We start from the raw sequence: 20524 nt of genomic DNA on the forward strand, positions 1-20524 counted from the left end.
TAGTCGGCTCCTGCCACAGAGCAGGTGAGCCACGGACTGAGGGAATACAGTGGGGGCGTCACGGGTTTCACCCGTGGCGCCCTTCAGTGCATCTGACCAGGGCCGCATTCGATTGTGACCACAACTGATACAGGGATGGACAATGACGCATTTCGATCTCCTACTGATCGGCACAGGGTCGGGGAACATGTTCCTCGACGACCGCTTCTCCGGACTCAACGTCGCGATTGCCGAAGAATGGCACTTCGGCGGCACCTGCCTCAACGTGGGATGCATACCGACGAAGATGTTCGTCTATCCCGCCACAATCGCCGAACAGGCAGCCGAGGCGAACCGCTACAACCTCTCGACCGACTTTCACGGCGTGGATTGGCCCGCGCTGCAGAAACGCATCTTCGACCGGGTCGACGCCATCGAATCCGGAGGTCGGGACTACCGCAGCGGCGACCGGCAACCCAATGTGAGCGTCGTCGCCGAACACGTCGAGTTCGTCGGAGAGAAAACGGTGCGAACGGCCTCAGGTGAGACGATCACAGCTGATCGAATCGTCATCGCGGCCGGGGCCTCCCCCGTCATCCCCGAGGCCACAGGACTCGAGCCGAAGCTGGTGGACACCGATGGCTACCCCGTCTTCACCTCCAACTCGATCATGCGCATTCCCCAGAGACCCGAACGCCTGGTCATCATCGGGTCCGGCATCATCGCCATGGAGTTCGCCCACGTCTTCGCCGGGCTCGGCACCGAGGTGACCGTGATCGCCCGTGGTCCACGTCTGCTCGGCACCATCGATGAGGAAGTCTCAACGGAGTTCACCGAACTCTTCGAACGCAACCATACTGTCCACCGCGGAGCAGAGGTGGCGTCCTACAGCTTCGACAACGACCAGGTGAGCGTGACACTGCGACCCAGCGGCCGCCTCGGCGATGTCGATCTGCCTGCGCAGCTGGACGCGGATGCGGTTCTCATCGCCACCGGGCGCACACCGAACACCACGAGCCTGCGCGTGGGCGACGCCGGTTTCGACATCCTCGATGATGCGCGACTCAGCGTCGACTCACGTCAGCGCGTGCTGTCCCAGGGCCGTCCGGTTCCCGGCGTGTTCGCCCTCGGCGACATCAGCTCGCCGCACCAGCTCAAGCACGTCGCCAATCACGAAGCTGCCGTCGTCGGTGACAACCTGGCCGTGGACGTGGCAGCCGGTGCACCGGGAAGCGGCGCCGAGGCGCAGCTGCGGGAGGTCAACCATCACGCCGTTCCCGGTGCGGTGTTCACCTCGCCGCAGGTCGCCTATGTCGGCATCACCGAGGAGGAAGCCCGGCGGGCCGGCCATGACGTGAGCGTGAAGGTGCAGAAGTATGCCGACGTGGCCTACGGGTGGGCGATGGCCGATGACCCCGGGATCGTGAAGATCGTCGCCGACCGTGCAACGCGCAAGATCCTGGGCGCGCACATCGTCGGTCATGAAGCGTCCATGATCATCCAGCCGCTGATCCAGGCGATGGCGTTCGACCAGCGAGCCGACGAGGTGGCCAAGGGACAGTACTGGATTCATCCGGCTCTGCCTGAGGTCGTTGAGAACGCGCTGCTGGGCCTGGAGTTCAACGACGCCTGAGGACGGGCGTCAGAAGCCGTAGAAGTGTTCCTCCATGATGTTCCTGGCATGGCGGGTGGTGCGCAGATAGTCGTCTTCGAGTTCGTGACCGCCACCCGCCGGATATCCGAGCAGCCGGGCCGTGGCCTCCAGCTCGAAGTGCTCCTCCGGCAGTGATTGGGCGGTTCGCCCTCGATACAGCATCACGGCTGAGCGGACGTTGGTGGCCAGCTGCCATGCGGCCGCCAGCTCCTCGGCATCATCCGTGGGGATGAGCCCTTCCTCGGCTGCGACACTGAGGGCTGTCAGCGTCGATGTCGTGCGCAGGCCAGGAATCCTGTGGGCGTGCTGAAGCTGCAGGAGCTGGACGGTCCACTCGACGTCGGAGAGGCTGCCTCGGCCGAGCTTGAGGTGGCGACGTTTGTCCGCATTGCGGGGCAGACGCTCGTCCTCCATCCGTGCCTTGAGGGTGCGAACCTGCGTCAGCGACTTCGTCGGCATCTCCACCGGATAGCGCAGCGGATCGATCAGCTCCGTGAAGTCTTCGATGAGGCCGGAGTCACCGGCGACCGGACGCGCCCTCAGCAGCGCCTGCGCCTCCCACGGTTGGGACCACTTCGCATAGTAGGCCCGGTAGGACGAGAGCGCACGGACCAAAGGCCCGTTCTTGCCCTCCGGACGCAGATCTGCGTCGAGATCCACACCCTGCGCGGCATCGCTGGCCTTGAGTCGGCTCCCCAACCCGAGGGCAACCTTGTTGACGTGCTTGCTCAGCTTGGCCTTATCCTCGGCACCCAGCTCCTCACCGACGGAGCGGAAGACGAAGGTCACATCAGCATCGGAGAAGTACCCGATCTCATTTCCGCCCCAGCGGCCCATTGCGATGATCGCGAACTCGTAGGGCGGAGTCTCTGGCCCATCGAGGTCAAGCCGCACGGCCTGCAGCGCACCGCTGACCGTCAGATCCATCAGGGCAGAGAGATCGCCGGGGATTTCGGCTCGATCGCCGACATCGAGGACATCGCGCAGAGCGATGCGCAGAAGTTCACGACTGTAGGTTTCGCGTATCGGTGTGATCGACGCTGCCCCATGCCGTTTGAGCAGCCCTGCGACCTCGGCGGCAAGTGCCTTCGAATCGCGGGACTTGAGGTTGTCGAAGTTGTCCAACCAGGCAACGGCGGCAGGCTGGCGCAGCAGCAGTTCGCTGGCATAGCCGGACAGCGAGAGGACCTCCGCTACGGACTTCGCCGCCAGTCCGGAGTCCCGGAGCATCTTGAGGAACCAACCGGATGATGACAGTGAGTCTGTGAGCCGACGAAATGCCAACAGCGCGGCATCGGGACTGACACCGTCTGAGAACCAGTCCAGCAGCGCCGGCAGGACCTGCTTGATGACCAGCGCGGTGCGCGACATACCAGACGTCAGCGCCTTGATGTGGGCCAGAGCCCCCTGCGGGTCGCGGTACCCGAATGCCTGGAGCCGATCGGCGGCAGCCTGCATGCTGCTGCCGCGATTGTGTGCATCGACCACGGCACCGTGGACGCCGACCGCCGCATCGAGGATGGGGCGGTAGAAGATCTGCTCGTGGAGGCGGGTGACCTGTTTCGCGTAGTCCTTGCGGGTGTCCTCCAGCCGGGCGCCGGTGCGTGAACCCGAGGTGAAGACCGAGCGCGCGAGAATGCGCAGCTTCTCATCGTCGTCGGGGATGAGTGCATTGCGCAGCATCCGCGGAATCTGGACCCGGTGTTCGACCACGCGCATGAAACGGTAGGCGGAGGAGAAGACGTAGGCATCCTCTTTTCCGATGTACCCGTGCTCTCCCAACTCCTCCAACGCCACGAGAGTATTCGGAGTCCGGATCTCCTCGTCCGTGCGCCCGTGGACGAGTTGGAGCAGCTGCGCGGAGAACTCCACGTCACGCAGTCCCCCACGTCCGAGCTTGATCTGCCTGGGCGCCTCGGCGGCGGGAATGAGATCCACGACACGACGACGCATCGAACGGATTCCGTCGATGAATCCCTGCCTGCTGGCGGACTCCCACACGAGCGGCAGGAGCGTTTCGACGAACTCCTCGCCCACTCCCACATCACCGGCCACGGGCCGTGCCTTGAGAAGAGCCTGGAACTCCCAGTTCTTTGCGATGTCGGCGTAGTAGCGCGTGAACTCGGACATGGTGCGCACCAATGCCCCCGCTTTGCCTTCGGGGCGCAGCGCGGTATCGACCTCCCACAGGGCAGGTTCTGCTCCGGCGTCGGAGAGGATGCTGCGCATACGTTGGGCCAGTTCAGTGGCCAGTTCGCGCTGTTCATCGTTCGTCGAGGAGTCGAGGACGAAGACCACATCGACGTCTGAGACATAGTTGAGTTCACGAGCCCCAGTCTTGCCCAGGGCGATCACCGCAATGCGAACCGTGCCCTGAGGATCGAGCTCTGCCCGGGCGATGGCCAGTGCGGCATCCATCGCCGCCGCCGCCAGGTCAGAGAGCACAGCCATCACGTGGTCGACGATCTCCTCGGGCGCCTCGGCGACGAGATCATCGGCGACCAGCCGCAGCTGGGCATCGCGATAGGTGCGACGAAGGTCCTTGATCGCCTCATCGCCGAGGTGGTCCGCCGTAGGCGCCGGTGAATCAGGGTCGGCGCCCACGGCGCTCAGCAGATCTCTGCGCAGCGCTGCCGCCGAAGCCGCCGGGGTGGAGATCATGAGGAACGGTGACTGCTCCACCAGCTGCGGCAGAGACTCAGGATGCCGCACGAGGTGGTCGACCATCGCTTCTGAGGTGCCCATGACCGCCAGCACTCGACGCAGCAGCGCACGGTCGAGTTCGTCCTCAGCCAGATCCTCCCCGGCCCCGGAACGGATGGCGGACAGGAACTGAGGTGCCGACTCCCCCGCCGCCTCCAGGACCCGGAGCAGGCCCAGTGCGGCCGCGTGGGGATCCGGGGTCGCTTCGAGGAGATCGATGAACCGAGAATCGGTGGCCAGAGGCTCGCCGACGAGCTCATCGATCTCATCGAGGAAGCGGGCCGCTGACGAGGAGACGACGGAGGTGCGCGAAGTGATTCGTGCCATGGGTCTACATCGAGGTGAAGTGTTTGCTGAGCTCGAACGGCGTCACCTGAGCGCGGTAGTCATTCCATTCCTGTCGTTTGTTGCGCAGGAAGAAATCGAAGACCTCCTCGCCCAGGGTCTCTGCAACGAGATCGGACTGCTCCATGATCTCCAAGGCGTGCGACAGACTGGTCGGCAGGGCCTGAATTCCCATGGCCCGGCGTTCCGTGTCCGAGAGCTGCCAGACGTTGTCCTCTGCCTCCTCTGGCAGTTCGTAGTCCTCCTCGATGCCCTTGAGCCCCGCGGCGAGCAGGAGCGCATAGGACAGATACGGGTTTGCCGAGGAGTCAAGGGCCCGGTACTCGATGCGAGCCGAAGAGGACTTGCCCGAGTTGTACTGCGGCACCCGGACCAGCGCGGACCGGTTCCGATGTCCCCACGAGATATAGGACGGGGCCTCATGACCGGTCCACAGTCGCTTGTAGGAGTTCACATGCTGGTTCGTCACCGCGGTGATCTCCGCGGCGTGGGTGAGGACTCCGGCGATGAACTGCCTGCCGGTCTTCGACAGCTGGTACATGGCCCCGGGCTCGAAGAAGGCGTTGTTCTCACCTTCGAAGAGTGAGACGTGTGTGTGCATTCCGCTGCCTGGATGATCATTGAGGGGTTTGGGCATGAACGAGGCGTACACGCCCTGGGAGATCGCCACCTCCTTGATCACCGATCGGAAGGTCATGATGTTGTCGGCCATGGTCAGGGCGTCTGCGTAGCGCAGGTCGATCTCGTTCTGACCTGGTCCGGCCTCGTGGTGTGAGAACTCCACGGACAGCCCCATGGCTTCGAGCATGGTGACTGCCGAGCGTCGGAAATCGTTGGCTGTCCCGCCGTTGACGTGGTCGAAGTACCCTGCGGTGTCGACGGGGATGGGAGTCGTGCCCTCGAGGATGCCGCTGACGGGATCGAGGTTGGACGTCTGGAAGAGGTAGAACTCGATCTCCGGGTGAACATAGAAGGAGAAGCCCTTCTCGGCAGCCTTCGCCAGCGTCCGTTTGAGGACATTGCGCGGATCGGCCTGCGCCGGCTCGCCCCCGGGCACATGGATGTCGCAGAACATCCTCCCCGTGGGTTCCTTCTCTCCGCGCCAAGGCAGCAGCGAGAAGGTCGAAGGGTCCGGCTTGAGCACCATATCGGCCTCATAGACACGTGAGAGTCCTTCGACAGCGGAACCGTCGAACCCGATCCCCTCGGAGAACGCCCCCTCGAGTTCTGCGGGAACGACTGCGACGGACTTCAGGCCCCCGAGGACGTCGGTGAACCAGAGCCGGATGAAGCGGACTTCACGATCCTCGACGGTGCGAAGAACGAATTCTTCCTGACGCGACATTCCTCAGCCGTTCCACTTCTTGTCGTCTTCTTCCCACTCCTCATTGCGAGCCTGAGCACGCTCGAGGGCGGCTTGGGCCACTTCCTCTGTCTCATAGGGGCCCATGCGATGGTCCGCATCGCTGACCAGGCCGCGTTCGACCTTGTTGGTCTTGAGATTGAAGTAGTACTTCGAATCAGCGTCGTCGATATCCTTGAACAGTCCCATGTCGAGCCCTCCATCGCGGGTGTGGTGAATCCCTGACAGATTTCAGCTTACCGGTTCTGCCCGTTGCCGCCATGACTTGGTCGTCCCTGCCAGTCGCCCGATGGTCGGTGCCTCCAAAAAGTTCGTCTTAATTGCGTCGGTCAGCGACAAAAGTTCAACATTTCGTATCAAGGCGACCAATTTTCCACCGATTCCGCAAAATTCGTCACGAATACTGGATATAAAGGTTTGCCCTCCAGACCTTCTAAGGAATACAGTGAGATGTATCCTCAGCCACAGTTCGAACTGGCTGGAACTGCCCATGGGGCAACATGAGAGAAGGAAAGCTATGCGCATTTCAGTGCCCACAGAGGTCAAGAACAACGAGTTCCGCGTCGCCATCACCGCTGCCGGCGTCCACGAGCTCGTTGCCCACGGACACGACGTCACAGTTCAGGCCGGTGCCGGCGAAGGATCATTCATCACCGATGATGAGTACACCGAAGCCGGCGCCACCATCGCTCCCGACGCGAAGACCACCTGGGCCGCCGGAGACATGGTCCTCAAGGTCAAAGAGCCCATCGCCGAAGAATACGGATTCCTGCGCAAGGATCTGATTCTCTTCACCTACCTGCACCTGGCTGCAGATGAAGCGCTGACTCAGGCGCTCATGAACGCAGGCACCACAGCCATCGCCTACGAGACGGTCCAGCCCGACGCCGGAGGCCTTCCCCTGCTGGCTCCGATGAGTGAGATCGCCGGTCGACTCTCCACCCAGGTCGGAGCCCACAGTCTGCTCAAGGCCTCGGGCGGGCGCGGGATCCTGCTCTCCGGAGTCCCCGGAGTAGAACGGGCCAACGTCGTCGTCATCGGTGCCGGCGTCGCCGGCACGAATGCCGCGCGAATGGCATTGGGCCTGGGCGCCGCAGTCGAGGTCATCGATATCAACATCCCCCGACTGCGCCAGATCGATGAGACCTTTGCCGGTGCCATCGCCACCAAGGTGTCGAACAAGTACGAGATCACGAAGTCCCTGGCCTCTGCAGACCTGGTCATCGGCTCGGTCCTCATCCCGGGCAAGAAGGCGCCGAAGCTCGTCACCGACGAGATGGTAGCCGGCATGAAGCCAGGTTCCGTGCTCGTCGATATCGCCATCGATCAGGGCGGCTGCTTCGAGAACTCGCGACCGACGACGCATGACGATCCGACGTTCGAGGTCCACAACTCGATCTACTACTGCGTGGCGAACATGCCCGGAGCGGTACCGAACACAGCCACAGCGGCATTGACGAACGCGACCCTGCCGTTCGCGGTCAAGATCGCCAACCAGGGGTGGCACGCGGCCCTGTCGAAGGATTCGGCACTGGCCCGTGGACTCAACATCCACAACGGACACGTGACCAATGACAACGTCGCCGAGGCCTTCGGACTCGAGGCAGTCTCCGTCGAACACGCCCTGGCGAACTGAGCGCACACGTTCCGGTGAATATCACCTGAAACGCACACGCGGAAGGCCGACACCATCGTTGTGGTGTCGGCCTTCGGCGTTGTTAAGGGGCGCTCCTCGATGTGAGGGGGTACCTCTGAGATCACAGGGGATGCGGGAAGCGTCAGCCGCACCGGAGCTGGATTGGTCTCAGCTGCGCGGTGGCATCGTCGTCGACCGGAAGTGCTCCTCACACAGCCTCCCCGCCGCCTGCGCGTCCTGACCAGCGATCGCCTCGACGATGGCAGCGTGATCGGCAACGGCATGATCGAAGAGTTCATGGGAGAAGGGATCGTGACGGAACCCGGCGTTGATCCTGGTGTCGATGTCGATGGCCATGCGAACGAGCTCCGGGTTATGCCCGGCCCGAGCGATGGCGAAATGGAACTGCGCGTCAGCTGTTCTGGCCACCCCCGCCTCGGCGCGTTCGGAGTATCTCTGCGCCAACTGCCGAAGCTCGGTGAGCTCCTCATCGGTTCGCCGCAGTGCAGCAGTCGCAGCCAGACTGTTCTGGAAGACCGCGCGGGCATCGAGGAGATTTCTGCGTTCGGCATGGAACTCACCGATGCGATCGGCCATGGGAGCCAGCGCAGTCGGTTCCGCGTTGGAGACGAAGGTGCCGCCGCCGCGTCCGCGCCGCCGTTCGACGACACCGAGGCGCTCCAAACGCAGCAGCGCCGCACGCACACTTGAGCGTGAAACCTGAAGATCGGCGGCCAGAGCTCTCTCCCCGGGCAGCAGCGTGCCTTCGGGCAATGCACCGACGGCGATGCCGGAGAGGATGTGGTCTGCGATCTGCTGCGGTGCACTCGTCAGGCTCACCACGTCGCTGAGTCCGGAGAATTCGGGACCGGTCACATCTGCCCGTTCGCTCATCACTCCCCTTTGCTCAACATTGTGGCCTTCGCTGGCCGTTCCTTTCACTCTATTATCCTCTCCCACGGCAGGCCCGCACCGACAGGCACCGCAATTGTGGAATATCTGGGTTCAACCGCTCTAGAATCGAAGGCACCATGACTGATACGCCTCGCCTGCTCACGCCCGGCACCATCTCTGCCGAACTGCCAGCCCCCCGCAGCATCACGCGACCCGAATATGTCGGACGCGCCGATGCCGACGAAGGTCGGGGAAACAACTTCTACTCAGCCGAGGAGATCGAAAAGGTCCGCGTTGCGGGCAGGATCGCAGCAAATGCTCTGGCTGCTGTCGGCGAGATCATCGAACCCGGGATCACAACCGACGCCATCGACCGTGTTGCCCATGAGTACATGTGCGACCACGGGGCCTATCCGTCGACGCTGGGCTATCGGGGATTCCCGAAGTCCGTGTGCACCTCACTCAACGAGGTCATCTGCCACGGGATTCCCGATTCCACGGTCATCGCCGACGGCGACATCGTCAACGTCGACATCACCGCCTACATCGACGGCATGCACGGAGACACGAACTACACCTTCTACGCCGGAGACGTTGACGAGGAGTCCCGACTCCTCGTCGAACGGACGTGGGAAGCCACCATGCGCGGCATCAAAGCCGTCAAACCCGGCCGCGAGATCAACGTGATCGGACGAGTCATCGAGAAGTACGCGAAGCGCTTCGAGTACGGAGTCGTCCGCGACTACAGCGGGCACGGTGTCGGCCGCGAGTTCCACTCCGGCCTCATCGTCCCCCACTACGACGCCGCACCTGCCCACGCCGAGGTGATGGAACCGGGAATGATCTTCACCATCGAACCGATGCTCAACCTCGGAACCGTCGATTGGGACGTCTGGGACGACGCCTGGACTGTGGTCACAAAGGACAGGAAGCGCTCCGCCCAGTTCGAGCACACTCTTGTCGTCACCGAGACCGGTGCCGAGATCCTCACCCTCCCCGATGCGGACACCGCCATCGCCGAGGGACCGATTGCCCGAGAAGACTGACAGGACAGACATGACTGACGATACGCAGGGACGCTTCGCCATCGGAGTCGACGTCGGCGGCACGGGAATCAAGGCCGCACTCGTCGACACGGCCACGGGGAGCCTCGCCTTCAAGCGGGTGCGAGTGCTCACCCCGAAGCCGAGCACCCCGACCGCTGTGGCAGAGGCCATCGGGCAGCTCCTCGAACACCTGGCTGATAAGGCGCTCGAGCTTGAGATCGTCGACGACCGTGCAGTGCTCGACGCACTGCCGATCGGGTGCGGCTTCCCCGGCGTCATCCTCGATGATGAGGTGCACTTCGCGGCGAACCTCGACCAGTCGTGGATCGGTTCGAGCATCGTCAAGATCCTCTCCGAACACACAGGTCGTCGCTTCTTCATCATGAATGACGCCGATGCCGCCGGCCTCGCCGAGATGGTGTTCGGCGCAGGACGCAAGCATCGCAAGAATACCGTCCTGATGACGACGCTGGGGACCGGGATCGGCACCGCACTGTTCACGCAGGGACGGCTGGTGCCCTACACCGAGTTGGGCCACATCGAGATGAACGGCCGTGATGCGGAGACTCAGGCCGCTGAGTCCGTCAAGGTCCGTGAGAACCTCAGCTATGAGGAGTGGGCGGCTCGGCTGCAGCAGTACTATCAGCAGATCGAGCTCCTCGTGTCCCCGGACGTCATCCTCGTGGGCGGCGGAGTCTCGAAGTCGCATGCGGACTTCCTCCATCACATCAAGACGCGTGCCGAGATGAAGCCGGCCAAGCTGTTCAACAACGCTGGCATCGTCGGGGCCGCGATCCTCGCAATCAACAACGGCAAGGCGAAGGTCAAGAAGAGCCGCTCGTAGCATGGACTCACACAGTCTTCGCGGTCAGCTCAGCCTGCTCATCGTCATGGCCGCGACGGTGATTCTGCTGGCTGTGGGCGCTGCGATCATCGTCCTCTGGCCGAACCTTCTGCTGGCCGGCATCATCATCGGGTGCTGCTCAGTCCTCGTTGCCCTGGTCGGCATCGGCCGGATCCTCGATCGGCGTTGGGTGCTCTGGTTCGCGGTGCCGGCATTCGCGCTGGCAGGACTCGGATCGATCATGCTGGCCGAGGACCTCGGCATCAGCCGCGTCGGCGAACTCACTGAAGTGGTCGTCGTCGACCATACGTCCGAGGTCAAGACGGTTCACGACTCGACCGACCCAGGAGGTCGGAAGGTCTACACACACGAATACACCCTGCAGCACACCGACGGATCACCGATCGAGGAGCCGATGATCTATCGCGGTAAGGACGGGTTCGAAGAGTTCGACACGGGCGATACGATCAGCGTGCTCATCGGCGCCGACGGCAATGCCCCCATCGAGCCGGCCGAAAGCATCGATTTCGCCGCCGATATCGCGATTCTCGTCGTGGGAGTGCTCTTGAGCGCCGGTGTCTATCTCATGTGCGCACTGCTGCTGCTCTTCGGAAACCGGAGATACAGGGAAGATCGGTGGGGCGCGGCACCGTGGATGATGGACTGACGGAGCTGATGCCCTGACGGAGCTGATGCGCTGACGATGTTTGTGTGAGGACAGGCCACCGATACGCCGGGTTCTGTCATCGAGTCGGTTACCCTTCTCGACGGACGGTCATCTATCTGGGACCGATGTTGCCACCGGCCTCAAGCAATCCACCCGACGACTCGGCGAGCAGCCTCGAACGTCGTCTGTCTGATCTTGCTCCGGATGGGGTTTACCCAGCGGCGCCGGTCACCCGGCGCCCTGGTGGTCTCTTACACCACCGTTTCACCCTTACCCAGTCGGAACTGGGCGGTCTGCTTTCTGCTGCACTGGCCCGCGGGTTGCCCCGGGTGGGTGTTACCCACCATCCCTGCTCTGTGGAGCCCGGACGTTCCTCAGCCCTCGTGAGAGAGCCGCGACCGTCTGGTGACCTGTCCTCGAGTACAGAAGTCTACCCTCATTGCCGGGACCCTTCACAGCAGGCTCGAGCCAGGCGTGATGAAACTAACGTGGACAGCGAATCGAGGTCCCGCTGTTGGCACCTACGATAGTCAGGTGAAGATCCTATTGCCGCCCTCAGAGGGTAAGACTCCCGCGAGGTCGGGCTCCCCACTTGATCTCCCGGACCTCTCGGCCCCGGATCTCAACCCACAGCGAAAGAAGGTCCTGACTGTTCTGCAGAAGGTCTCCAAGCGCACCGATGCACTGGATCAGCTGGGTGTGGGAGCCTCCCTCTCAGCCGACGTTGAACGCAACGTCAGTCTCGACACCTTGCCCTGTGCCCCGGCCCTGCTGACTTACTCCGGTGTCCTCTACGAAGCGATGGGCGCGCCGGATCTCGTTGCCGATGCCGTGGCCGACGATTCCCTGGCACAGCGTCTGCGGAATGTGCACGTGTTCTCGGCGCTCTTCGGGCAGGTGAACGGGCTCGACCCGATCCCCGCCTATCGGCTGGCGATGAATACGAACTTGGGCACCCTGGGAAAGCTGTCGTCCTGGTGGAAACCCGTCTTGACCAAATCGTTCACGATCGACCCCGCCGAGGTGATCCTCGACTGCCGCTCCAGCGAGTACCGGGCCGCATGGCCCGGCCCTCACGAACAGGTCGTCACCCTGGGTGCTGTGAAGGTCAACGGTGCCAAACGCAGCGTGGTCTCCCATTGGGCGAAGTACTATCGCGGCGAACTCGTCGGTCGACTGCTCGCAGACGACCGTGAGCTGCCCACGACCATTGCGGATCTGCTCTCGCGGGCAGAAGAGTCCTATGAGGTCGAGTTCACCCCGCATTCGAAGAGCACACCTGCAGCGCTGACCATCGTCCTGCGCGACTGAGGCACGGTCGCTTTCAGCGTGTGTGCCCTCAGCCTTTGCGCAGCAGAACCGCCTCGCACTCTTGACATTCATAGGTCTGGTTCGGGTCCTCGAGCAGCATACTCTTCCACGCCATGCCGCTGATCTCCTGGCCACAGGCCTGACAGTTCGGACCGTTCAACACCGCGGCCCCGGGTCCGCCCGCGGCGATATTCTGATCAAACCGTTGAACTAATGCTTCGGGCAGGTCAGCCTTCAGCTTCTGAGCCGAGGCACTGTTGGCCTCGAGCTCCGCAGCCAACTCCGCTTTGCGGTCCTTGATGGCCGCTTGCGTGGTCCGGCCCGCGGCGGTCACCTCGGCGAGGGATGACTCGACGTCGGAAAGGGCGGCCTCAGCGGATTCGAGTTCCTCCATCGAACCGAGCTCAGTCTCCTCCAGTTCAGCGACTCGTTCCTCATGACCCGAGATTTCGCCCTGCAGATTCACGAGGTCTCGACTGGTCAGGCCGGTGCCGTCGTTGAGTTCGACCGTCTTCTTCTTGATCTGACCATTCTGTATCTCGATGGCCGCGGCATGCTGAGCGACCTCGGTACGTAACTTCTCCACCACCTCGGCGGCGTCGGTCTTCCTGGTCTCCAGCTCCCGGTGCTGAGACACGAGATCCTTCAGCGCCGAGGCCTGACTGGGATTATCGTGTTCGTGCCGCAGCGCGCGTCCGTGGGAGGCGAGTTCGATGAGTGACTCGAGTTCTGTGCGTTGTTCGGCGGTGATCAGCATTGTGGGTTCCTTGTCATCGAAGCTTCAGGGGTCGTGTGCAGGGAGTCAGTAACGCTCGACCCAGGGATCGGTGTTGACAGCCGAATGCTGTAGGGCGATGCTGAATCCACGCTGGGCGAATTCGGTCTCCAGCTGTTCGGCGGCCATGGTGAGCCAGACGGACTCTGAAGCCCAGTGAGAGACATCGATGAGCTGTGGCCGTCCTCCCTGTCTGTTGGCGGTGTCCCGGGCCTCGGTGGCTGGATGGTGGCGAAGATCAGCGGTGATGTACACCTCTGCGCCGCTGGCCCGGACCTCGTCGAACAGGGAGTCTCCTGCTCCACCGCAGACGGCGACTCGCGTCACGGCAGCGGCAGGGTCGCCGGCGATGCGCACACCGGTCGTTGTCCGCGGCAAACGATCCGAAAGGGTGCGGGCGATATCGCGGACGGGTGTCGGCGTGGGGAGGTCTCCCACGCGGCCGATTCCGGTGGTCGATCCCTCTGCATGGGGTGCCAGGGGCACTGCGTCGTCGATGCCGAGCAGGGAGATGAGTGCATCCGAGACTCCCCCACGTGCGGAGTCCGCATTCGTGTGGGCATTGAATAGGGCGATGCCGTTGCTGATCAGGGTGTGAACGGCTCCGCCTTTCAGGGTTGAGGCGTTGACCGACTTCACGGATTTGAGCAGGAGCGGATGGTGGTTGAACACGAGATCCGAGCCCAGCACCACCGCTTCGGCGATGACCGCGTCCAGGGGGTCGAGCGCGAGCAGGATCGAACGCACCTGTGCATCGGGGTCCCCCACGGCAAGACCGACCGAATCCCAACTCTCTGCCAGGGCTGTCGGCCACAGTGTTTCGAAGACGTCCACACATTCGCTGACCTTCGGGTATCTCATGCCACCACAGTATTACATCCGAGCAGTCACGGTCAGGCGATGTTGACCGTGGGCCCTGGCAGGGGCGACGGTTCAGCACAGAAATGTCTGGGACCCAGGTGAATTCTATGAGACGTGGTTCACTCGAGCATCGTCGAGTTATAGGTTTGGTCCATGACTACGAATGCATCGACTACGCCATCGCCCGAGCTGCACTTCTCCTCAACCGTCGCCGATCTAGTGCGTCGCAGCGCAGGTCGCTTCGGCTGTGACACCGCGGTTGAATTCGGAGACCGCACCTGGACCTATTCCGGCCTGGATACGGCGGTGACGGCTGTGGCGCGTGAACTGGTGGGTCTCGGAGCGCAGAAGGGAGATCGAATCGCCGCCTACGGGAAGAACTCCGATCTCTACCTCCTCCTCTACCTCGGATGTGCTCGCGCAGGTCTCATCCATGTGCCCGTGAATTTTCAGCTCAAGAACGACGAGCTCAACTACATTCTGGACAATTCCGGAGCGAAGGTCGTCTTCGCCGATACAGATCTCCTCGACGCAGTCAGCGCAACGCCAACCGGTGCCGGGCTCCAGACCAGGGACTTCTCCACGCTCCTGAAACCGGCCGCCGCCACGGACACCATTCCGGCTGCTCCTGGGGAATTCGACGTCGCGGACACCGACGTCGCACAGCTGCTCTACACCTCGGGCACCACCTCGGCGCCCAAGGGAGCGATCATGACGCACCGTGCGCTCGTCCACGAATATATGTCATCGCTGATGAGCCTCGATTTAGCGCCCACGGACCGAGTTGTCCATGCCCTCCCGCTGTACCATTCGGCGCAGATGCACGTCTTCCTGATTCCGCTGCTGTCCATCGGGGGGCACAACATCATCGTGCCCGCACCCGTCCCTGAGCAGCTGCTGGCGATCTTCGAAGACCGCAAGATCAATTCCTTCTTCGCCGCACCCACAGTGTGGGTCGCGCTCGCCAACAGCCCTGACCTCGATACACGCAACCTTGAGAGTCTGCGCAAGGCCTATTATGGGGCCTCGATCATGCCCGGGCCGGTGCTCACGAAACTGCGGGAGCGTCTGCCGAAGCTCGGGTTCTACAACTGCTTCGGACAGTCCGAGATGGGCCCCTTGTGCACCGTCCTGCGGCCCGAAGAGCACGATGAGCATGCGGCCTCGGCCGGCCGGCCCGTCTTCTTCGTCGAGACCCGTGTCGTCGACGCCGACGGGAAGGACGTCGGCGCCGGGACGCAGGGCGAGATCCTCTACCGATCACCGCAGCTGTGCGAAGGCTACTGGAATCGGCCCGAGGCAACCGCCGAAGCCTTCGACAACGGTTGGTTCCATTCCGGTGACCTCGTCACAGTGGACGAATCCGGTTTCATCGAGGTCGTCGACCGCGTCAAGGACGTCATCAACACCGGCGGCGTGCTTGTGGCCAGTCGACAGGTCGAGGACGCGATCTTCGAACTCCCCCAGGTCGCCGAGGTGGCGGTCGTCGGTATCGCCGATGAGAAATGGATCGAAGCGGTCACGGCCTTCGTCGTCGTCAAGCCTGACCAGTTTGAGATAACGGAGGCGGATGTGCTCGCCCATGTCAAGGATCGTCTGGCCGGGTTCAAGGTTCCCAAGCACGTCGATTTCGTGGCCGAGCTGCCCAAGAACTCGGCAGGGAAGATCCTCAAACGTCAGCTGCGCGGGGCCTGAGTCTCGGGCCAGGTATGGACCCAGCGCAGAGTCGCCCTCACGCGTTGGCTCCCTGCGCTGTTCCCGCGCCCCGTTTCCTGAGCGTGGGAGTGCGTGAGGAATCGGGATCATTCTCGTGGCCGATGATGGTGAACCCGTTGTCTCGAATCAGAGCAATGTCGTCCTCGGCGGCCTGTCCCTCTGCTGTGAGGTAGTCGCCGAGGAAGATTGAGTTCGCCACGTGCAGCGCCTGAGCCTGCAGCGATCGGAGGTGGATCTCCCGCCCACCGGCCAGTCTGATCTCCCTGTCAGGACAGACGAAGCGTGCTGTGATGACAATCCGCAGGCACTGAGCGGGAGTGAGATTCCATTGCCCTTCCATGGGCGTTCCATCGAACGGGACAAGGAAATTGATGGGGATGGACTCGGAATCAAGTTCACGGAGCGCGAACAGGGCTTCGACGACCTGCTCGTCGCTCTCACCCAGACCGACGATGAGCCCGCTGCAGGGAGAGAGCCCGGCCGCTTTCGCCTTGGCGACCGTGTTCGTCCGATCCGTGTAGGTGTGTGATTTCACGATGGTGTCGTGAAATGACTCTGCGGTGTTGATGTTGTGATTATAGGCATCGACACCGGCCTCCTGGAGAGTCTCTGCCTGCCCATCCTTGAGGATCCCCAGGCATGCACAGACCTCGACTTCGTCATTGTCGTCTTTGAGCCGTGTGACGATGTCCTTGACTCGGTCGACATCTCGGGTTCCCGGGCCTCGTCCACTGGCGACCAGGCAGACCCGAGAAGCTCCCCCGCGGATCCCGATATCTGCCTGTTGCACCGCCTCTTCGGTTTTCAGCCACGAGTATTTCAGGATCGGCGCCGCCGACCCGAGGGCTTGTGAGCAATAGCTGCAGCTCTCCGGGCACAGCCCTGATTTGAGGTTGACCAAGTAGTTGAGCTTGACGGTCATACCGAAGTGCCTGCGCCTGAGTGCCGATCCTGCGGCTATGAGTGCGAGGAGGTCTCGGTCGGACGTTGCCAGCATGGCAACCGCCTGTTCTTCGGTGATCACGCCACCATCAAGTATGGAGTCGGCGAGGTTGTCGAACCAGCTGGGCATTGGCGGCTTCTCCTCTTTGTGGCAGATGAACGTGCGGTGCGCACGCTCGCTCCTGAACGGTGTTCAATAGCGTATCAGGACTCGCCGCATCGGCTCATGCCGGGTGGGGGAAAGCGCATAGACTGCTCTCGGCAGTGAACGCGTGACGAACAGACACCGTCGCCTTCGGGCAGGCGGATGAGGAGACAGTGGTGGCATCCCCCAGCAAGGCGACACCTGCGTCCAGTCCCTTCGACGACAAGGCCGGCTGGAGACAGCACGGGGATGGAAAGACGATCCGTCCTGGTGAGACCGTTCTGCCTGAGGAACGTCTGAGCTGGCCACGGACAGTGGGAATCGGAGCTCAGCACGTGGTCGCCATGTTCGGAGCGACATTTCTCGTGCCGCTGCTGACCGGTTTTCCGCCCTCGACAACACTGTTCTTCACTGCCATCGGGACCCTGCTCTTCCTCCTCATCACAAAGGGCATGATGCCCTCATATCTGGGGTCATCCTTCGGACTGTTGGCGCCCATCGGTGCCGTCACCGGATTCGCGGCCACCTCGGGCGAGGATCTGGACTCCCATGCCATGGCGTTGGCACAGGGCGGGATCATCTCCGTCGGCGTGAGTCTCGCGCTGGTGGGGATCGTCGTGCACTTCGCCGGAGTGCGGTGGATCGAAGTCACGATGCCACCGGTTGTCACCGGTGCCATCGTCGCTCTCATCGGGCTCAATCTGGCCCCCGCAGCCTGGGACTGGGTGAAGGAAGCTCCGCTGACCGCGGTCATCACTATTGTCACCATCCTGCTCACCAGTGTGCTGTTTCGCGGAATGCTCGGCCGACTGTCCATCCTCATCGGTGTCCTCGTCGGCTACGGTGCCGCATGGTTGCAGGGGCAGATCGACTTCTCGACCGTCGGCGAGGCCGACTGGGTGGGGCTGCCCGCCTTCCACGCTCCCGCATTCGACTTGGGCTATCTGGGGCTCTTCCTCCCGGTCGTCTTCGTCCTCATCGCTGAGAACATCGGACATGTGAAATCCGTGTCGGCGATGACCGGACGTGACCTCGATTCGATCACGGGCCGCACGCTGTTCGCCGATGGCTTCTCCACGATCCTCGCCGGGTCCGGCGGGGGTTCGGGAACAACGACCTATGCGGAGAACATCGGTGTCATGGCAGCGACTCGGATCTTCTCAACGGCCGCCTACCTGTGTGCAGGCGTCATCGCCCTGATCTTGAGTCTGTTGCCGAAATTCGGGGAGATCATCGCCACCATCCCACCAGGGGTCCTCGGCGGAGCCGCGACCGTGCTCTACGGGATGATCGGCATGCTGGGCGTGCGCATCTGGGTGGAGAACAAGGTCGACTTCTCCAATCCCATCAACCTCAACACCGCTGCGGTGGCACTCATCGTCGCGATAGCCAACTTCACCTGGACGCCTGGTGACCTTCAGTTCGAAGGCATTGCACTTGGCTCAGCCTCGGCGATCATCATCTATCAGGTCATGCGCGGCATCGCGAAATGGCGCGGCACCGACCAGGACGATCCCGTCGAAACCTGCCCTGAGATCGAGGGCCGAATCCCGCCCGCGTCACTCTGAGAGCTGTCTGTTCGGCACCACGCGGGCCTTGGCCCGAATGATGAGAATCCGGGCCTGGCACGCGCTCATCAGATCTCCACCACCATCACGGTTGATGTGGCTCCAGCTGGTCTCGGACTGTGCAAGTGGGCTTCACAATCGAGAGTTCGATTACCGATACTGTCGACATCAGCCCTAATCGCGACTTCGGAGTTCGAGAGGTACTCCCGGCAGGAGAGTGCTGTCTCCTCAACGACATCGGGGACTGGGCATATCAGCTCTGCGATCGGCCTGGCATCCTGAACAGGGCTCGTGACGTTGGTGCCCCATGGTGAAGCGGCGGGGTTTTGACCAGAGAAAAGACACCCCGTTGAACGAGGTGTCCTGTCTGGTGGGCCCAGAGGGACTTGAACCCCCGACCCTCTCGGTGTAAGCGAGATGCTCTAGCCAACTGAGCTATAGGCCCCACTGCAGGTCCGAAGACTGTGCCCGAACGTGCTCGACCAGTATGCCATAAGGCAGGCGAGCAGACGAATTGCTCAATGCTGCGCACACCTTCCCAGAAATCTTCCAGCATTGGCGGCGAAGTGCTCCCCTGCGTCAGCGGACTCGATGCCGAACAGACCGCGATTCTGTTCGATCGTCACGGCGCCCAGTGCATGTTCCATCACGCCATGCGAAGTGGTCTCCCCCAGCGCCTCGACATTCAATGCCGCAGGCGTCACCTCGCTCGGGTCGATCGAGTAGCCGAGCAACATGATTTCGGCGCCGTCGCGGTAGCTGAGGAGGATCTCTCGCAGGGCCATGGCCGCAGCCAGCGGATCGGACGAAGACGGGCACCGGGTGTTGACCTCGGCATTCATTCTTTTGGCGATGAGAACGAAGAGCTCCTGCTTGTCTTTGACATGCCAGTAGAGAGCGGAGGGCTGCACGTCGAGTTCACGCGCGAGTCTGCGCATCGAGAGATCACCCAAGCCGTAGCGGGAGAGAATTTCAAGAGCAGTCGTTGTGATGCTCTCGGCAGTGAGTGCCAATGAGTCTTTCCTTCCATTTGCGGAAAATCGGGGGCGCCGATTTTTCGATTCGCGCTACCCTCGCTATAGTAGTGGCTGGTCACGGGATATAGCGCAGCTTGGTAGCGCGCCTCGTTCGGGACGAGGAGGTCGTGGGTTCGAATCCCGCTATCCCGACCGTTGTGATGTGTCGCGACGTCGTTCACTCGATGTCGCGGCACATTTCTCATTTCTGGCCCGGACCTGTCTCACGACATCGTGCACGTTTCACGTCTCTGTCGGATTCGACATCATCTCCCTGGTCGCTGTGCAGCGGGCGGACCGGATCCGTGCCGGAGGACTTCACATATCGACGACTTCTAGGTGCGAGAGAGAACCGTACTGCTCAGCACGATGAGGAACTCATGTTCATCAGTGAGCACATTCAAGAAACCTGAATCGACGCTGAGCACATAGCCTTTGACAGTTCCAGTTTTGGTCTCAATGACTTCATGTGGAACCCAGGGTGTTCCCACAAGCGCCGCGAGCAGCAGAACGGCTACCCCTACGACCCACCGCATATTAGCCAGGACGGCCATGAATCCGCGTCGCACACTATTCGGACTGGGCAGAATCCGAATCAGCGCATACACCCCGAAGACTCCAGCCGATGCCACCGGAAGCCACCAGAACCCGAAGCTGAACGCGAGTGCGAAGAGCGCGACAAGTCCGAGTACGAGGAGCAGCATCACTACCGGACGATGTCGCCGCTGACCCCACAAGTACGCGGCGAAGATCATCGGCAGGACCAGCATCAGAAGGAAAGCCGTCAGCAAGTACCCCGACATCAGGGATCCGAAGACAAGGGCCAAACCGTCGTCCAGGCTGAGCGTAGTGCTCACGAGGAATGCAGTCTCCCAGTCATACCCGGACACGGCGAACATGCGCAGCACGATGAACCCGATACCGAGCGCACTCAACAGCACCGCAGTAGACACGGGTTTGCGCTTGGACTCGTCTTTCGATGCTGCATCGCCTGTATTCGCACGCGTCTCGTCGTCAGTCATGAAGCAATAGTACTGTCGGAGGCGGATCGGTCGTATG

The 20524-nt window shown here is 62.3% G+C and carries 17 protein-coding genes, 2 tRNA genes and 1 other RNA gene; 9 read left to right on the top strand and 11 right to left on the bottom strand.

The annotated features are described in order from the left end of the window. Nucleotides 1–142: 142 nt before the first annotated feature. Nucleotides 143–1612 (top strand): mycothione reductase, encoded by a 1470-nt coding sequence (locus BANT918_RS01985; protein ID WP_009884663.1) that lies wholly within the window; start codon nt 143–145, stop codon nt 1610–1612. A 9-nt stretch (nt 1613–1621) separates the two neighbouring features. Here the strand turns inward: BANT918_RS01985 and BANT918_RS01990 are convergent, their stop codons facing one another. The 3 genes from BANT918_RS01990 to BANT918_RS02000 are packed head-to-tail and all read right to left on the bottom strand — an operon-like array spanning nt 1622 to nt 6233. Then, the gene (locus tag BANT918_RS01990; protein WP_069600123.1) at nt 1622–4663 is read right to left on the bottom strand and encodes a bifunctional [glutamine synthetase] adenylyltransferase/[glutamine synthetase]-adenylyl-L-tyrosine phosphorylase; all 3042 of its coding nucleotides are present in this window, start codon (nt 4661–4663) and stop codon (nt 1622–1624) included. Nucleotides 4664–4667: 4 nt separating this feature from the next. Next, the gene (glnA, locus tag BANT918_RS01995; RefSeq protein WP_009885211.1) at nt 4668–6026 is read right to left on the bottom strand and encodes a type I glutamate--ammonia ligase; all 1359 of its coding nucleotides are present in this window, start codon (nt 6024–6026) and stop codon (nt 4668–4670) included. 3 nt (nt 6027–6029) lie between these two features. Then, the gene (locus BANT918_RS02000) at nt 6030–6233 is read right to left on the bottom strand and encodes a hypothetical protein (RefSeq protein WP_009885210.1); all 204 of its coding nucleotides are present in this window, start codon (nt 6231–6233) and stop codon (nt 6030–6032) included. A 328-nt stretch (nt 6234–6561) separates the two neighbouring features. Between BANT918_RS02000 and ald the strand changes: the two genes are divergently transcribed. Then, complete coding sequence (ald, locus tag BANT918_RS02005) at nt 6562–7680, top strand: alanine dehydrogenase (RefSeq protein ID WP_009885209.1); 1119 nt, start codon at nt 6562–6564, stop codon at nt 7678–7680. A 168-nt stretch (nt 7681–7848) separates the two neighbouring features. Here ald and BANT918_RS02010 read toward each other — a convergent pair whose 3' ends face one another. Then, nucleotides 7849–8574: a FadR/GntR family transcriptional regulator gene (locus BANT918_RS02010; protein WP_009885208.1), complete on the bottom strand. Its 726-nt coding sequence runs from the start codon at nt 8572–8574 to the stop codon at nt 7849–7851. A 137-nt stretch (nt 8575–8711) separates the two neighbouring features. On the opposite strand from BANT918_RS02010, the gene map reads away from it, so the two are divergent. The 3 genes from map to BANT918_RS02025 are packed head-to-tail and all read left to right on the top strand — an operon-like array spanning nt 8712 to nt 11131. Continuing rightward, nucleotides 8712–9620 carry a type I methionyl aminopeptidase gene (gene map, locus BANT918_RS02015; RefSeq protein ID WP_009885207.1) on the top strand — a complete coding sequence of 303 codons (909 nt, stop codon included), beginning with the start codon at nt 8712–8714 and terminating at the stop codon, nt 9618–9620. 10 nt (nt 9621–9630) lie between these two features. Continuing rightward, entirely contained in the window at nt 9631–10464 is an 834-nt protein-coding gene (gene ppgK, locus BANT918_RS02020) for a polyphosphate--glucose phosphotransferase (protein ID WP_009885206.1), read from the top strand. A gap of 1 nt (nt 10465) precedes the next feature. Then, the gene (locus BANT918_RS02025; RefSeq protein WP_009885205.1) at nt 10466–11131 is read left to right on the top strand and encodes a hypothetical protein; all 666 of its coding nucleotides are present in this window, start codon (nt 10466–10468) and stop codon (nt 11129–11131) included. A gap of 46 nt (nt 11132–11177) precedes the next feature. Here BANT918_RS02025 and rnpB read toward each other — a convergent pair. Continuing rightward, nucleotides 11178–11545: RNase P RNA component class A (rnpB, locus tag BANT918_RS02030), an RNA gene on the bottom strand. Nucleotides 11546–11665: 120 nt separating this feature from the next. Between rnpB and BANT918_RS02035 the strand changes: the two genes are divergently transcribed. After that, on the top strand, nt 11666–12442 hold the full coding sequence (locus BANT918_RS02035; protein ID WP_233429221.1) for a YaaA family protein: 777 nt from the start codon (nt 11666–11668) through the stop codon (nt 12440–12442). 28 nt (nt 12443–12470) lie between these two features. Here BANT918_RS02035 and BANT918_RS02040 read toward each other — a convergent pair whose 3' ends face one another. Then, nucleotides 12471–13199, bottom strand: a complete 729-nt coding sequence (locus BANT918_RS02040; protein ID WP_101618727.1) for a zinc ribbon domain-containing protein — start codon at nt 13197–13199, stop codon at nt 12471–12473. Nucleotides 13200–13244: 45 nt separating this feature from the next. Further along, nucleotides 13245–14078 (bottom strand): Nif3-like dinuclear metal center hexameric protein, encoded by an 834-nt coding sequence (locus BANT918_RS02045; protein ID WP_101618728.1) that lies wholly within the window; start codon nt 14076–14078, stop codon nt 13245–13247. Between the two features lie 153 nt (nt 14079–14231). On the opposite strand from BANT918_RS02045, the gene BANT918_RS02050 reads away from it, so the two are divergent. Further along, on the top strand, nt 14232–15773 hold the full coding sequence (locus tag BANT918_RS02050; protein WP_101618729.1) for a fatty acyl-CoA synthetase: 1542 nt from the start codon (nt 14232–14234) through the stop codon (nt 15771–15773). 37 nt (nt 15774–15810) lie between these two features. On the opposite strand, the gene bioB is transcribed toward BANT918_RS02050, so the two are convergent. Then, the gene (gene bioB, locus BANT918_RS02055; protein ID WP_101618730.1) at nt 15811–16866 is read right to left on the bottom strand and encodes a biotin synthase BioB; all 1056 of its coding nucleotides are present in this window, start codon (nt 16864–16866) and stop codon (nt 15811–15813) included. Between the two features lie 191 nt (nt 16867–17057). Between bioB and BANT918_RS02060 the strand changes: the two genes are divergently transcribed. Further along, nucleotides 17058–18449, top strand: a complete 1392-nt coding sequence (locus tag BANT918_RS02060) for a uracil-xanthine permease family protein (RefSeq protein ID WP_267892057.1) — start codon at nt 17058–17060, stop codon at nt 18447–18449. A 368-nt stretch (nt 18450–18817) separates the two neighbouring features. Here the strand turns inward: BANT918_RS02060 and BANT918_RS02065 are convergent. After that, nucleotides 18818–18894: transfer RNA gene (locus BANT918_RS02065), tRNA-Val, on the bottom strand. A 73-nt stretch (nt 18895–18967) separates the two neighbouring features. Next, a complete protein-coding gene (locus BANT918_RS02070) occupies nt 18968–19462 on the bottom strand; it encodes a TetR family transcriptional regulator (RefSeq protein WP_101618731.1) in 495 nt (164 codons plus the stop codon). Nucleotides 19463–19544: 82 nt separating this feature from the next. On the opposite strand from BANT918_RS02070, the gene BANT918_RS02075 reads away from it, so the two are divergent. Continuing rightward, nucleotides 19545–19618 (top strand) — tRNA-Pro (locus tag BANT918_RS02075). Nucleotides 19619–19800: 182 nt separating this feature from the next. Here BANT918_RS02075 and BANT918_RS02080 read toward each other — a convergent pair. After that, entirely contained in the window at nt 19801–20487 is a 687-nt protein-coding gene (locus BANT918_RS02080) for a hypothetical protein (protein ID WP_101618732.1), read from the bottom strand. Nucleotides 20488–20524 lie beyond the last annotated feature (37 nt).

It is taken from the genome of Brevibacterium antiquum CNRZ 918, from assembly GCF_900169145.1.
Classification (GTDB): Bacteria; Actinomycetota; Actinomycetes; order Actinomycetales; family Brevibacteriaceae; genus Brevibacterium; species Brevibacterium koreense.

What these genes read in the sequence shown, in the direction of transcription:
- BANT918_RS01985 (WP_009884663.1), top strand. Translation starts at nt 143, where the DNA reads ATGACGCATTTCGATCTCCTACTGATCGGCACAGGGTCGGGGAACATG.
- BANT918_RS01990 (WP_069600123.1), bottom strand. Translation starts at nt 4,663, where the DNA reads ATGGCACGAATCACTTCGCGCACCTCCGTCGTCTCCTCGTCAGCGGCC.
- glnA (WP_009885211.1), bottom strand. Translation starts at nt 6,026, where the DNA reads ATGTCGCGTCAGGAAGAATTCGTTCTTCGCACCGTCGAGGATCGTGAA.
- BANT918_RS02000 (WP_009885210.1), bottom strand. Translation starts at nt 6,233, where the DNA reads ATGGGACTGTTCAAGGATATCGACGACGCTGATTCGAAGTACTACTTC.
- ald (WP_009885209.1), top strand. Translation starts at nt 6,562, where the DNA reads ATGCGCATTTCAGTGCCCACAGAGGTCAAGAACAACGAGTTCCGCGTC.
- BANT918_RS02010 (WP_009885208.1), bottom strand. Translation starts at nt 8,574, where the DNA reads ATGAGCGAACGGGCAGATGTGACCGGTCCCGAATTCTCCGGACTCAGC.
- map (WP_009885207.1), top strand. Translation starts at nt 8,712, where the DNA reads ATGACTGATACGCCTCGCCTGCTCACGCCCGGCACCATCTCTGCCGAA.
- ppgK (WP_009885206.1), top strand. Translation starts at nt 9,631, where the DNA reads ATGACTGACGATACGCAGGGACGCTTCGCCATCGGAGTCGACGTCGGC.
- BANT918_RS02025 (WP_009885205.1), top strand. Translation starts at nt 10,466, where the DNA reads ATGGACTCACACAGTCTTCGCGGTCAGCTCAGCCTGCTCATCGTCATG.
- BANT918_RS02040 (WP_101618727.1), bottom strand. Translation starts at nt 13,199, where the DNA reads ATGCTGATCACCGCCGAACAACGCACAGAACTCGAGTCACTCATCGAA.
- BANT918_RS02045 (WP_101618728.1), bottom strand. Translation starts at nt 14,078, where the DNA reads ATGAGATACCCGAAGGTCAGCGAATGTGTGGACGTCTTCGAAACACTG.
- BANT918_RS02050 (WP_101618729.1), top strand. Translation starts at nt 14,232, where the DNA reads ATGACTACGAATGCATCGACTACGCCATCGCCCGAGCTGCACTTCTCC.
- bioB (WP_101618730.1), bottom strand. Translation starts at nt 16,866, where the DNA reads ATGCCCAGCTGGTTCGACAACCTCGCCGACTCCATACTTGATGGTGGC.
- BANT918_RS02080 (WP_101618732.1), bottom strand. Translation starts at nt 20,487, where the DNA reads ATGACTGACGACGAGACGCGTGCGAATACAGGCGATGCAGCATCGAAA.